Genomic DNA, 13,083 nt, shown 5'->3' on the forward strand with positions numbered 1-13,083 from the left:
CCCCTCAGGGGCGTCCTCTCCCGCGCGCCCCCACGCGCCTGCCCTCCAGAGGCGTCCGGAGACGCCCCCTCGCGGTCAGGGCTCGGTGCCGGTGTGCTCGTCGATACCGGCCCGGGCCCGGTAGTCCCGCACCAGGTCCCGGGCGGCCGGGCCGCGGGGGCGGTGGCCGGCCCGGATGTCCACGGCGAACGCCTTGGCCTCCTGGATGTGGGTGTTGGGGTCGAGGGACAGGTGCAGCAGCTCGTTGGCCGCGTCTCCCGTGGAGTAGCCGTTCGGGCCCCAGTGGTAGGGCAGCCCGACCTGGTGCAGCCGCCGTCCCTGCACCGTCAGCGGAGCCACGCGGTCGGTGACCAGGACCCGTGCCTCGATCACGCCGCGCGCGCTGACGATCGTGGCCCACCCGGTGTGCTCCAGGCCGCGTTCCGCCGCCAGTTCGGGCGACACCTCGCAGAAGAACTCGGGCTGCAGCTCCGCCAGATACGGCAGCCAGCGGGACATGCCGCCCGCGGTGTGGTGCTCGGTGAGCCGGTAGGTGGTGGCGACGAAGGGGAACACCTCCGAGCCGGGTTCCCGGCCGCTGGGCTGGTAGCGGTTGTCGGGGTGCGGCTGCAGCAAGTGCCGTGCCGGGTTGCGCTGCCGCCCGTACAGCAGGTTCGGGAACGGCGAGTCCTGCGGCTCGTAGTGCGTGGGCAGCGGGCCGTCGGTGAGGCCGGAGGGCACGTACAGCCACGCCTTGCCGTCGGCCTGCATGATGAAGGCGTCGGTGCCCGTCAGGGCCTCCGGGCCGGTGGCGCCCTCCGGCGGCTGGTGATCGGGGGCCTTGTCGGGCTTGAAGTCGGGGACGTCGTGGCCGGACCAGGAACCCTCGGCCTCGTCCCACCACACCAGGGCCTTGCGTTCGCTCCACGGCCGGCCGTCCGGGTCGGCCGAGGCGCGGTTGTAGAGGATGCGGCGGTTGGCGGGCCAGGCCCAGCCCCATTCGCCGGCCACCCAGTTCTGCTCCCCGCCCGGTTTGCGGCGGGCCGCCTGGTTGACGCCGTCGGCGTACACCCCGCAGTAGATCCAGCAGCCGCAGGCGGTGGAGCCGTCGTCCTTGAGCTGTTCGTAGGAGGCCAGCGGGTTCCCGTCGGCGTCGCGGCCGTTGATCTCGGCGAGCACGGCCTCGGCCTCGGGTTCGGCGTGCCGCCCCTTGGTGGGGTAGTCCCAGGTCAGGTCCAGCAGCGGCCGGTCCATCGGATCGGTGGAGGCGGCCAGCTTCTGCCGGATGAGGCGTCCGAGGTGGTAGGTGAACCACAGGTCGCTGCGGGCCTCGCCGGGCGGCTCGACGGCCTGGTGGTGCCATTGCAGCAGGCGCTGGGTGTTGGTGAAGGTGCCGTCCTTCTCGGTGTGCGCGGCGGCCGGCAGGAAGAACACCTCGGTGCCGATGTCCTCGGTGCGCATTTCCCCCGTCTCGATCTCGGGGCCGTCCTTCCACCAGGTGGCCGACTCGATGAGGGAGAAGTCCCGTACGACAAGCCAGTCCAGCGCGGCCATGCCGAGGCGCTGGATCTTGGCGTTGCCGGACCCCACGGCGGGGTTCTCGCCCATCAGGAAGTAGCCCTTGCAGGTCCCTTCGATCTGGGCCATGGCCGTCTCGTAGGTGGAGTGGGAGCCCGTCAGCCGCGGCAGGTAGTCGAAGCAGAAGTCGTTGTCCCCGGTGGCGGCCTCGCCCCAGTACGCCTTGAGCAGGCTGACCAGGTAGGAGCGCATGTTGCCCCAGTAGCCCTTCCGGGCCGCGTCGGCCTGCACGAAGGTGTCCAGGTCCTGCTGCGCGTGGGCGTGGGGCATCGGGATGTAGCCGGGCAGCAGGTTGAACAGGGTGGGGATGTCCGTCGAGCCCTGGATGGACGCGTGCCCGCGCAGGGCCAGGATGCCGCCGCCCGGCCGGCCGATGTTGCCGAGCAGGCTCTGCAGGACGGCGGCCGCGCGGATGTACTGCACGCCCACCGTGTGCTGGGTCCAGCCGACCGCGTAGGCGAAGGCGGTGGTCCGCTCGCGCCCGGAGTTCTCCGTCACCAGCTCGCACACCCGGCGGAAGACGTCCTGCGGCACACCGCAGATCTGCTCGACCATCTCGGGGGTGTAGCGGGCGTAGTGCCGCTTGAGCACCTGGAAGACGCAGCGCGGATCGGTCAGCGTCTCGTCCCGTTCGGGCTCGCCCGCGCCGATGTCCGCCCCGCCGGACCCGTGGGCCTCGCCGCGGGCCGCGCCGGTCACCGAACTGTCGCTACCGGTGCGCTTCTCGTACATCTGGTCACGCTTGCCCGAGGCGGCCTGGACCTCCATGCCCGCGTACTGCCAGCTCTCGTTGTCGTAGCTGCGGCTGTCGGGGTCGAGGCCGGAGAAGACGCCGTCGAGGTCCTCGGTGTCGCGGAAGTCCTCCCGCAGGATGACCGGCCCGTTGGTGTAGGCCACGACATAGTCGCGGAAGTAGCTCTCCGTCCGCAGGACATGGTTGATGATCCCGCCGAGGAAGGCGATGTCCGAGCCCGCGCGCAGGGGCACGTGCAGATCTGCCAGCGCGCTGGTGCGGGTGAACCGCGGATCGACGTGGATCACCTTCGCGCCCCGGGCCTTCGCCTCCATCACCCACTGGAACCCGACCGGATGGCACTCGGCCATGTTCGAGCCCTGGATGACGATGCAGTCCGAGTTCTGCAGGTCCTGCTGGAAGGTGGTCGCGCCGCCGCGGCCGAACGAGGTCCCCAGACTGGGGACGGTGGAGGAGTGTCAAACGCGCGCCTGGTTCTCGATCTGCACGGCTCCCAGGGCGGTGAACAACTTCTTGATCAGGTAGTTCTCTTCGTTGTCGAGCGTGGCCCCGCCCAGGCTGGCGATGCCCAGCGTGCGGCGGGTCCGGGCCCCGTCGGCCTCCCACTGCCATCCGCTGCGGCGCGCCTCGATGACCCGGTCGGCGATCATGTCCATCGCCGTGTCGAGGTCCAGGCGCTCCCACTCGGTGCCGTGCGGGCGCCGGTAGAGGACGCCGTGCTCACGGGCGCCCCCGGTGGTGAGCTGAAGGCTGGCCGCGCCCTTGGGACACAGCCGGCCGCGCGAGATGGGGGAGTCGGGGTCGCCCTCGATCTGGGTGACCCGATCGTCCTCGACGTAGACGTTCTGGCCGCAGCCCACGGCGCAGTACGGGCAGACCGACTTCACCACCCGGTCGGCGGACGCCACCCGGGAGGTGAGCCGCGCGCTGGTCGCGCTCTTGGCGGCGGCTCCGCGGCCCAGGGGATCCGTCCCCCTGAGCTGGCGGTACACCGGCCAGGAGTCGATCCAGGTGCGTACGCCCATGACGCTCTGCCCCTTCCGTCCCTTCCGTGGTGCTCGCTGTGGGGCTGTGTGCCCGCTTCCCGCCGGTTCACACCCGCCCCCGCCGCACGAGTTCGCCATTCCGGTGGCCGAGGAGCCCCGGCCGCCGCTCCCGCCCGCGGCGGAACGCCCGCGCTTCGGGCCGGCGGGGCGGGGTACTCGTCGCCGGCACGGTCCGCGTCCCCCGGCACGGGAGTGAGGAGACCCATGAGAACGCTGAGCAAGAGGGGTGTACCGACCGCGGCGGCCACGTCGTTTCTCGCCGCGAAGGCGTCCGCGAAGACGTCCGCCAGGGCGGGGAAGGCGGGGAAGACCGCTACGGCCCGGCCCCTGCGGGCCCTTCGCGCGCTGGGCGGCGAAAGCGTCGTCGACGTCCTGACCCGTCAGCACCGCCGGATCCGGCTCGGTTTCCTGCGCGCGGCCCTGCCGGGGCCGGGCCGCCGCCGGAACTTCGACCGGCTGATGCGGCTGCTCGCCGTGCACGAGGCGGCCGAGGAGGCGCACGTCCACCCCGCGGCGCGCAAGGCGCTCCGGCACGGCCGCGACCTGGCCGCCCGCAGGCGCCGCGAGGAGAAGGAAGCCAAGCGGCTGCTGGTGGAGCTGCGGCGGACCGGCCCGCACGGCCGCGGGTATCTGCGCCGGCTGAACGAGGCCCGGCGCGCGGTCGGCCGGCACGCCGCACGCGAGGAACGGGAGGAACTGGCCGCGCTGGGGCGAGTCCTGAGTCCGGCCCGGCTGCGCATGCTGGGCGCGGAGGTGAAGCTCGCCCAGGTGTACGCGCCGACCCGGCCGCACCGCTGGGTCAACAACGAGCTCACGAACAAGCTGGCGGCACCGGTCCTCGGGCCGCTGGACCGCGCCCTCGACGCGGCTCGCCGCCGCAACGGAGCCCGGCCCGGCTGACCCGGCTGACCCGGCTGCCGGACCCGGCCCCGCTCTCCGGGGCCGGGTCCGCGGCCGCCGCCGCGTCGGATGCAGCGCGCCGGAGGGGCGGCGGGCCGGCGATCGCCCGGCAGGCGCCCGGGGCGCCGGTGACGGCCGACGACGGCCGGGCCTATTCCTGCGCGGGATCGCTGTGATGTTCCTCTTCCTCCCGCGCCGTCTGCCGCTCCACCTCCTCGCCGTGCCGGGAGGACGCCTGGGCCCGTTCCGCCACGGCGAGCTCCACCCCGGCCACGGACAAGTAGGCGACGGACACGGAGAAGGAGGCCATCGGCCAGGCCGCGACCCCGCCGACGAAGCGGGCGCAGGCCCAGGCGAGCAGCGTCGCCGTGCCCACCGACAGCAGGCTCAGGGAGACCCCCATGGCCGTGACCGTGCTGGGCTCCGGCTCCAGCGGCTTGCGGAACCGGCCGGACGCCAGTGCCTGCAGAAGGCTGAAGGCCGCGGCGGCACCCAGCGCGAAGGAGATCAGGTGGACGACACCCGCGACCCTGGCCTCGGCGTTGAGCATGGCCATGGCCACGGTGATGGACACCGAGTAGCCGTAGGCCTGTCCGTTGTTGCGCAGGGACGCACGCACTCCGTGTGCCAGGCGCCCCACCGCGCCGCTCACAGGCCCTGCTTCACAGGATTCACCGCGTTCTCGCCTTCTTTCCCCTCACGGTGCCCCGGCGGGTGAGCCGGGGGCACCAGGCGCCCGGAGCGCCGCGTCCGGCCGGTCACCGGCGCCGGGCGCCGCCGGTGTATCGGCCGTTTCCTCCACAGAGCGCACGCCTTCCCGGCCGGGGCGTCCGGGAACCCCGGCGTCATCCGGTCGCAGCCACACGCAGGCCCGGAGCCCCGTGGGCCGCGGGGGCCCATGCGGCGGGCCGGCCCGCCCCCGGGCCACGGCGGCGCGCCGCCGTCATCCGTCCCCGGCCCGGCTCCGCGCTCTGCCGGAGGCCGCCACGGTGAGCAGCGGGGCGATCGCCAGGACGAGGGCCAGCCCGGTCAGCATCCCGTAGAGGGGCGGCCCGGGCCGGGAGATGCCGGATGTGATCAGCAGCGCGGTGGCGGCTGCCGGGGGGTGCGGGGCGTCGAGGACGTGCAGCAGGAACAGGGTCAGTCCCACCGCGAGGGCCTGTGCGGCGATCTGCGCGGTGGTGTCGCCCCGCCGGGCGACGATCGACGGGTGGTGCCACAGGCCGAACGCGGCCAGGAGGGCCAGTCCGATGCCGACCGCCGAGGCGTGGCCGAGGACGGCGGCCCGCAACCGCCTGCCCACGGTGTCCGGGTGGTCCAGCAGCAGATACGCGGTCGGTCCCACGGTGGTCGTCAGCGCCACCCAGCCGATGAGCCGTCCGCAGGCGCCGACCCCGGCCAGCAGCACGGCGGAGAGCAGGAGGAGCCGGGCACCGGAGAGGAACCGGCTCCGCAGGGGGGCTTCGCGGTCCCGCCCGGGCTCCCGGACGACCGTGCCCTCCGACCGCGCCGTCACGGGTGCCCGCCCGCACGGCGGGCCTGCACCCATGCGTGGCCTGTCGCCGCGGGTTCCCCCGTCCGGGCGCGGCCCCGTTCATCCCGCCGCGCCCCGCCCCCGCGCCCGCCGGCCGCCCCGGGCCGCGGGATCCGCCCCGGCCCGGGTGGTGTGCCGGAGCCTGCCCGGGCAGCTGCGGCGGACGTCCTCCCGCGGCCGGGGGGCGGCGGTTCCGCGGCCGTCACTCGGCGCCGTAGGCGACGGTCGACAGCAGGGCGTTCGCCGGCTGGCGGCTGTCGAGACGGGTGTGCTGGACGACCACGGGCACATCGCTCACCAGCACCGACGCGTAGTCCGAGCCGACGGGTACCGCGCCGTCCCCGGCGAAGTCGTTGAACCGCTGGTGCACCGTGCGCCGGGCGGGCACGGTCACGCGGAACGGCCCGGCGGGCTCGCGGTCCGGGAAGAAGCAGGTGATCTCCACCTGGGCGTCCGTGTCGCCGGTGTTGAGGATGCACGCGGTCTCGTGGCTGGCCATCTCCTCCGGCCCGGTGCTGGAGCCGGGGATGAACCCTTCGGCGATCACCCAGGTGCGCTGTCCGAGGTGTTCCACAGTGCGTACCTCTCCTCGTGGGGAACGGAGTCGTCTCGGCCGGCGGCGGGGCCGGCGGACCGCGGGAGCACGAAGCAGCGCGCCGGGCCGGCGGGCTCGCGGAAGCCGCCGCGCCGTTCCTGCCGGCCTACGGGGTCACCCGGAACGAGCCTTCCGAAACGCACCGTCACGCGTCGTGGACGGAAGGCCCCCGCGGCTCGCCCGGCTCACCCGGCCGCGGAGGGAGCCGGCCCGTGCTGTGGTCCCGCTCATCCGGCCGGTGGAGCAAACTCGCCGTTTACGCATCCCTCCGCACGGTCACTCGCTGAAGACGGCACAGGCGGAGACGGGCCCGGGACAGCCGGAGGCGGAGGGCCGAGGGAGCGCGTGATGACACAGGTTGCCGACCATGTACCGCACCGCCGGCGGGAGCGGTGCGCGGAACGGGTCCACGGCTGTCCGGGCGGCGCCGAGGCGGCCGTTCACGGCCCCGGGCGGGCGCGCAGTGCCGCGAAGGGCGCCCGCCCGAAGCCCGCCGGGGCCGGCGGGGCCGGCGGGGCCGGCGGGGCCGGCGGGGCCGCCGGACGCCTGCCGGGGCGGCGCTCATGACGGACTCCGCGGCTGCCGGAGGAGCCGGCGGGGCACTGGAGGAGTGCCGCATCGACGCGGTCGACGTCCACGCCTTCGAGGTGCCGACCGACGGTCCCGGCGGGAAGGAGCAGGACGGGACGCTGGAGTGGGACTCCACCACCCTGGTCCTGGTCCGGGTGCACGCCGGCGGCCGGACCGGCCTCGGCTACACCTACGGTGACGTGTCCGTCGCCTCGTTCGTCACCTCGAAGCTCGCCCCGGTGCTGCGGGGGCAGGACGTCACCGCACCGCCGGCGCTGTGGCACAGCATGGGCGCCCGGATCCGCAACGCCGGCCGCCCCGGCGTCGGAGCCATGGCGGTCTCCGCCGTCGACGTGGCGCTGTGGGACCTCAAGGCCAGACTGCTGGGGCTGCCGCTGGTCCACCTGCTGCCCGCCCACCACGACCGGGTACCGGTGTACGGCAGCGGCGGATTCACCAACTACCCGCTCGGCCGGCTCACCGAGCAGCTCGCCGGCTGGGTGGACCGGGGCATCCCCCGGGTGAAGCTCAAGACCTCCCGGGAGCCCGGACGGGACCCGGAGCGGCTGACCGCCGTCCGCGGGGCCATCGGCGACGGGCCGGAGCTCCTCACCGACGCCAACGGGGCGCTCACCGGCAAGGAGGCCCTGTACTGGGCGCACCGGTTCCACGACGCGTGGGACGTGCGCTGGCTGGAGGAGCCCGTCAGCTCGGCCGACTTCGCGGGGCTGCGGCTGCTGCGCGACCGGGGCCCGGGGCGCCTGGAGATCGCGGCGGGCGAATACGCCTTCACCCCGCGCGACTTCGTCAACCTCCTGGAGCCCCCGGCCGTGGACTGCCTCCAGGCCGATGTGACCCGCTGCGGCGGCATCACCGGCGTACTGGAGATCGCCGGCCTGTCGGCGGCCCGGCACATCGACCTGTCCGCCCACTGCGCCCCGGCGCTCTCCGCGCACGCCTTCTGCGCCGTGCGCCGGCTGCGGCACCTGGAGTACTTCCACGACCACGTCCGCGTGGAGGACCTGCTGTTCGACGGCACCCTGCCGCCCGACGGCGGCGCCATGCGGCCCGACACCGGCCGGCCGGGGCTGGGCCTGGACGTCAAGTGGGCCGACGCCGAGCCCTACCGCGTCCACGGAACACGACCGGAGTGACCGGCCCGACCAGCCCGACCAGGCGTTCTTGAGGAGAGTGGAAACCCGCATGGCCAAGGCAGCACGCCGCAGGACACGCGACATCCCGGCCAAGACGCACCCGGGGATCGCGAGCCCGCCGCGGGCCCGCGAGACCCTCGACGTGGGCCGGCTGGAGCGGGCGCTGCGCAAGGCGGTCGACGGCGAGGTCCGCTTCGACACCGCCTCGCTCGGCCTGTACGCCCAGGACGCGTCGAACTACCGGCAGGTGCCGATCGGGGTCGTCGTCCCCCGCACGCTGGACGACGTGGAGGCGGTCCACAAGGTCTGCCACCGCTTCGGCGCGCCCGTCCTCAGCCGCGGCGGCGGAACGAGCCTGTCCGGCGAGACGGTCAACGAGGCCGTGGTCATCGACCACTCCAAGTACCTCACCACCATCGGCGAGGTGGACCCCGAGCGCCGCATCGTCACCTGCGAACCGGGCGTCATCAACGAACAGCTCAACCGCCACCTCGGCCGGCACGACCTGGTCTTCGGCCCCGACCCCTCCTCCCACTCCCGCTGCGTGATCGGCGGCAACATCGGCAACAACTCCTGCGGAATCCACTCGGTGCAGTCGCAGCTCTACGGCCCCGGGCCGCGCACCAGCGACAACGTGCACGCCCTGGAGGTCGTCACCTACGACGGCGCCCGCTTCTGGACGGGCGTGGACGAGGAGCGGCACCTCGACGAGATCATCGCCGCGGGAGGCCGCAAGGGCGAGATCTACGCCGCGCTGCGCGACCTGCGCGACCGGTACGCCGACGCCATCCGGGCCGGCTTCCGCTCCGAGCGGGAGGTGCCGCGCCGGGTGTCCGGCTACAACCTCGACGAACTCCTGCCCGAACGCGGCTTCAACGTCGCCCGCGCCCTGGTCGGCACCGAGAGCACCTGCGTCACGGTGCTGCGCTCACAGCTCTTGCTCACCCCCGCCCTGCTCCAGCGCACCACCGTCGTCGTCGAGTACGACGACCTCGCCGACGCCGCCGAGCACTGCCAGGAGATCATCGAGCGGTGGAAGCCGATCGGCCTGGAGGCGCTGGACGACCAGCTCATCCGGGACCAGCAGCTGCAGCACATGAATGCCGAGGACATCGGGGACCTGCCCCGGGCTGACAGCGGCGGCGCCTGGCTCCTCGTCCAGTTCGGCGCCGACACCACCGAGGAGTCCGTGGCCCGCGCCCACGGCTTCGTCCGCTGGCTCACCGGGGACAAGGACTACGCGCCGGACCGCGTCCGCGTCGCCCGGAGCACGCAGGAGGGCGGCAGCAGCGAACACGTGTGGGCGATCCGGGAGAGCGGCCTCGGCTCGACCGCCTTCCCGCCCGGCGGCAAGGACCACTGGCCCGGCTGGGAGGACTCCGCGGTACCGCCCGAACGGACCGGGGAGTACGTGCGCGGCCTCCGCGAGATCATGGCCCGGCACGGCCTCGACGGCGCCATGTACGGCCACCTCGGCCAGGGGTGCATCCACTCCCGGATCAGCTTCGACCTGCGCACCGCCGACGGGCTGGCCACCTACCGGGCGTTCCTGGAGGAGGCCGCCGACCTGTGCGTCGGCATGGGCGGCTCGGTCTCCGGCGAGCACGGCGACGGACAGCAGCGCGGCGAACTGCTGGAGAAGCAGTACGGTCCCGAACTCGTCGAGGCCATGCGGGAGTTCAAGGCGATCTGGGACCCGCGGTGGAAGATGAGCCCGGGCAAGGTCGTCGACCCGTACCGCATGGACGAGAACCTCAAGCTGGGCACCGGCTACAACCCGCCCCGCGAGCGCACCAAGTTCGCCTACGCGGAGGACGGCGGCGACTTCGCCCACGCCACGCTGCGCTGCGTCGGCATCGGCAAGTGCCGGGTGCCGGATGCGCAGACGACGATGTGCCCCAGCTACCAGGTCACCCGCGAGGAGAAGCACACCACCCGCGGCCGGGCCCGCCTGCTGTACGAGATGCTCGAAGGGGACGTCGTCACCGACGGCTGGCAGTCCAAGGAGGTCTACGACGCCCTCGACCTCTGCCTGTCCTGCAAGGGCTGCACCAACGACTGCCCCGTCAACGTCGACATGCCCACCTACAAGGCCGAGTTCCTGCACCACCACTTCAAGTCGGCCCGCCGGTGGCGCCCGCGCCACGCCTACGCCTTCGGATTCATCGACCAGACGGCCCGGATCGCCTCCCGCGTTCCGGAACTCGCCAACGTCGCCACGCAGACCCCGGGCCTGTCCCGCCTCGCCAAGCTGGCGGCGGGCATCGACCGCCGCCGCCCGCTGCCCCGCTTCGCGCCCATGACGCTCCAGGAGTGGTTCGCCCGGCGCGGCGGCACCGCCAACCCCGGCGGCCGCCCCGTCGTGCTGTTCCCGGACACCTTCAACAACCACTTCCACACCGGCGTCGGGGTGGCCTGCGTGGAGGCGATCGAGGCGGCGGGCTGGCGGGTCGTCATGCCCGAGGGGCACATCTGCTGCGGACGGCCGCTGTACGACTACGGCTTCCTCGACGCCGCCGAGCGCTACCTGAACCGGGTGCTGGACCGGCTCCGCCCCCATCTGCGGGACGGTACGCCCGTCGTCGGCATGGAACCGAGCTGCCTGGCCGTCTTCAAGGACGAGCTGCCGAAGCTGCTGCCGCACGACGACGACGCCCGGCGGCTCACCCGCAACGCCTACCACTTCCCGGAGTTCTTCCGCACCTTCGGCATCGACCCGCCGCGGCTCGACGGCTCGGCCCTGCTGTGGGGCCACTGCCACCACCGCGCCACCGGCGGGGTCACCCCCGAGCAGGAACTGCTGGAGCAGATGGGCCTGGACGTACAGAACGTGCAGGGCGGCTGCTGCGGCCTCGCCGGCTCCTGGGGCTTCGAGTCCGGCAAGTACCGGATCTCCCTGGACTGCGGTGAACAGGCGCTGCTGCCCGCCGTCCGCGAGGCGGAGGAGGACCGCCTCGTCGTGGCCGACGGCTTCTCCTGCAAGACCCAGATCGAGGACGCCGGCACCGGGCGGCGGGCGCTGCACGTGGCCGAGGTGATGAAGCTGGCCCGGGAGAAGGGCGCCGGAGCGGTGTCCCGGCTGCCCGAGCGCGGCGCCGGACCGAGGCCGGCTCCGCCGCTGCGGAAGCGGGCGCTGCGGGTGACGGCCGCCGCCCTCGCCGCCGGCGCCGCCGCGGCCGGAGCCCGCGCGGCGGCAGCCCGTTTCGCGGCGGGAGCCGGTTTCGCGGCCGGAGGCCGGGGCACCGGCGACCGCGGAAAGGTTTGACAAGCCGACGGCCGGTAACCCCTGACCGGCCGCGTTTTCGATGATGGGAGGGCATGTGATCGAGCTGGGCTGGCTGTCGTTCCTCGCCGAGCCGTGGTTCGTGCTGCCGTTCTACGCGATCGGGCTCATCGGCGCCGTCTGGGTGACCTGGGACGCGTACCACACCAACACCCCGCTGAAGCCCGCGATGCGGTGGGCCTGGCCCGTCATCGTGTTCTTCTTCGGCCCGGTCGGCCTCGCGCTGTACCTGCTGACGGCCCGCGCGCCCGGCATCGGGCAGGTGGACGGCGAGGAGGAGAAGCAGGAGCGGCACAACGCGTACGTGATGCACGACTGGTTCCGCCGCACCACCGGCTCGGTGATCCACTGCGTCGGCGGGGACGGCGTCGGCATCGTCACCGCCATGATCATGGCCCGGGTCTTCGACCTGGGCTTCTGGGAAGAGTGGTGGTTCGAGTACCTGGTCGGCTACCTGATGGGCACGCTCATCTTCCAGTACAAGGCGATGTCCATGCACGCGAGCAGCTGGCCGCGGGCGATCTACATGGCCTTCCGCGGGGAGTGGTACTCGATGCTGTCGGTCATGGCGGGCATGGGCCTGGTCATGGGGCTCGTCACCCCGCTGGCCGTCACCGAGCAGCCGGACCCGGACACCTACGCCTTCTGGGGCTTCGCCGCCCTCGGGCTGTTCGTCGGGTTCCTTCTCACCTATCCGATGAACTGGCTGGAGATCAAGGTCGGTTACAAGCACGGCATGGGGAGGCAGCACTGATGGGGCTCCGGAAGATCGGTATCGTCGCCGCCATGTGGGTGCTCGGCCTGGCGAGCCTGGCCGGTTTCGCCTGGGCGGTGCAGTGGCTGGACGACCAGCCCGTACACGTACCGGCGGCCGCCGGCGCGCCGCCGGCGGTGGCACCCGACCGCCCGACGGCGGCGCTCACCGCGGGAACCGCCCGCGCGGCCGCCGCCGCCCGCCACGGCCTCGCCACCGGCGAGCGCAGCGAGGCCACCCACGCGCTCGACGCGGCGCTGCGGGCCGCCGAGGTCGGCCACGCCTCGGCCCACGGCCCGGTCGGCAACGGCTTCACCGCCGCCGTGAAGCATCTGAAGGGAGCCCGCCAGGATCTGCACAACGGGCTGCCCGACGCGGCCCGCGGCAAGCTGGACCGCGCCGTGCGGGAACTCACCGAGGTCGTCGCCCCCGCCGGACGGCAGCGGCCTTCCGCGCCGCCCCGCGCGGTGTGGCCGGACTACCGGGACGCGACCCTGCTCGGCCCCGAGGGCGGCATGATCGGGCGGATCCGCAGCATCGAGGGCGGCCCCGGTGGCGCCCCGGTCGCCGTCCTGGAGGTCGGCGGCTCCCAGGACGTGCTGGGCTTCCTCGACTTCGGCGGACGCACGGTACGCGTCCCCGCCGACCAGGTCCTGTGGGGCCCCACCCGCTACATCGGCAACACGATGGCCGCGCTCCCCGCCCGCGACCCGGGCCGGCTCCCGGGCGCCACGGGCTGAACCCGGGCCGGTCTCCGCAGCCCTTCCGGCAGGGGCGCCGCCTCGCCGGTATCTTCCGTCGCCGGCGCCCTGCCGGCCACTTCTCCCCGGCTCCCCGGCCCGGCTTGCACGAGCCGACTTGCACGAGGCTCGCGCCACCGCCTGGGCACAGCGGTCGATCGCCGCGCGCGGTACGGGCGGGCGACGGAGACAGGCG

Annotated in this window: 9 protein-coding genes; 5 read left to right on the forward strand and 4 right to left on the reverse strand. The window is 73.7% G+C overall.

The window, feature by feature from the left end; genetic code table 11:
* Nucleotides 1-75: 75 nt before the first annotated feature.
* Nucleotides 76-3,336 carry a formate dehydrogenase gene (gene fdh / locus KBZ10_RS05495; RefSeq protein WP_210986333.1) on the reverse strand — a complete coding sequence of 1,087 codons (3,261 nt, stop codon included), beginning with the start codon at nt 3,334-3,336 and terminating at the stop codon, nt 76-78.
* A gap of 225 nt (nt 3,337-3,561) precedes the next feature.
* Here fdh and KBZ10_RS05500 point away from each other — a divergent pair, with 225 nt between their 5' ends.
* Nucleotides 3,562-4,257 carry a hemerythrin domain-containing protein gene (locus KBZ10_RS05500; RefSeq protein ID WP_210986334.1) on the forward strand — a complete coding sequence of 232 codons (696 nt, stop codon included), beginning with the start codon at nt 3,562-3,564 and terminating at the stop codon, nt 4,255-4,257.
* Between the two features lie 151 nt (nt 4,258-4,408).
* Here the strand turns inward: KBZ10_RS05500 and KBZ10_RS05505 are convergent, their stop codons facing one another.
* From KBZ10_RS05505 to KBZ10_RS05515, 3 genes are all read right to left on the reverse strand, one after another.
* Complete coding sequence (locus KBZ10_RS05505; RefSeq protein WP_210986335.1) at nt 4,409-4,909, reverse strand: hypothetical protein; 501 nt, start codon at nt 4,907-4,909, stop codon at nt 4,409-4,411.
* Nucleotides 4,910-5,200: 291 nt separating this feature from the next.
* A complete protein-coding gene (locus tag KBZ10_RS05510) occupies nt 5,201-5,773 on the reverse strand; it encodes an HPP family protein (protein ID WP_307847211.1) in 573 nt (190 codons plus the stop codon).
* 220 nt (nt 5,774-5,993) lie between these two features.
* Complete coding sequence (locus tag KBZ10_RS05515) at nt 5,994-6,365, reverse strand: sensory rhodopsin transducer (protein WP_210986337.1); 372 nt, start codon at nt 6,363-6,365, stop codon at nt 5,994-5,996.
* A 584-nt stretch (nt 6,366-6,949) separates the two neighbouring features.
* On the opposite strand from KBZ10_RS05515, the gene KBZ10_RS05520 reads away from it, so the two are divergent.
* The 4 genes from KBZ10_RS05520 to KBZ10_RS05535 are packed head-to-tail and all read left to right on the forward strand — an operon-like array spanning nt 6,950 to nt 12,887.
* Nucleotides 6,950-8,110 (forward strand): enolase C-terminal domain-like protein, encoded by a 1,161-nt coding sequence (locus KBZ10_RS05520; RefSeq protein ID WP_210986338.1) that lies wholly within the window; start codon nt 6,950-6,952, stop codon nt 8,108-8,110.
* Nucleotides 8,111-8,159: 49 nt separating this feature from the next.
* Nucleotides 8,160-11,375 (forward strand): FAD-binding and (Fe-S)-binding domain-containing protein, encoded by a 3,216-nt coding sequence (locus KBZ10_RS05525; protein WP_210986339.1) that lies wholly within the window; start codon nt 8,160-8,162, stop codon nt 11,373-11,375.
* Nucleotides 11,376-11,430: 55 nt separating this feature from the next.
* Nucleotides 11,431-12,147, forward strand: coding sequence for a DUF4396 domain-containing protein (locus KBZ10_RS05530; protein WP_210986340.1), 717 nt, complete (start codon nt 11,431-11,433; stop codon nt 12,145-12,147).
* Nucleotides 12,147-12,887, forward strand: a complete 741-nt coding sequence (locus KBZ10_RS05535) for a hypothetical protein (RefSeq protein ID WP_210986341.1) — start codon at nt 12,147-12,149, stop codon at nt 12,885-12,887. The genes KBZ10_RS05530 and KBZ10_RS05535 overlap by 1 nt, the downstream gene beginning before the upstream one ends.
* Nucleotides 12,888-13,083: the final 196 nt, after the last annotated feature.

This window comes from Streptomyces sp. F63 (genome assembly GCF_018070345.1).
Lineage (GTDB): Bacteria > Actinomycetota > Actinomycetes > Streptomycetales > Streptomycetaceae > Streptomyces.

Bases quoted from the DNA above. Each gene is read 5' to 3' on its own strand.
- KBZ10_RS05535 (WP_210986341.1), top strand. From the start codon at position 12,147: ATGGGGCTCCGGAAGATCGGTATCGTCGCCGCCATGTGGGTGCTCGGC.
- KBZ10_RS05500 (WP_210986334.1), top strand. From the start codon at position 3,562: ATGAGAACGCTGAGCAAGAGGGGTGTACCGACCGCGGCGGCCACGTCG.
- KBZ10_RS05520 (WP_210986338.1), top strand. From the start codon at position 6,950: ATGACGGACTCCGCGGCTGCCGGAGGAGCCGGCGGGGCACTGGAGGAG.
- KBZ10_RS05525 (WP_210986339.1), top strand. From the start codon at position 8,160: ATGGCCAAGGCAGCACGCCGCAGGACACGCGACATCCCGGCCAAGACG.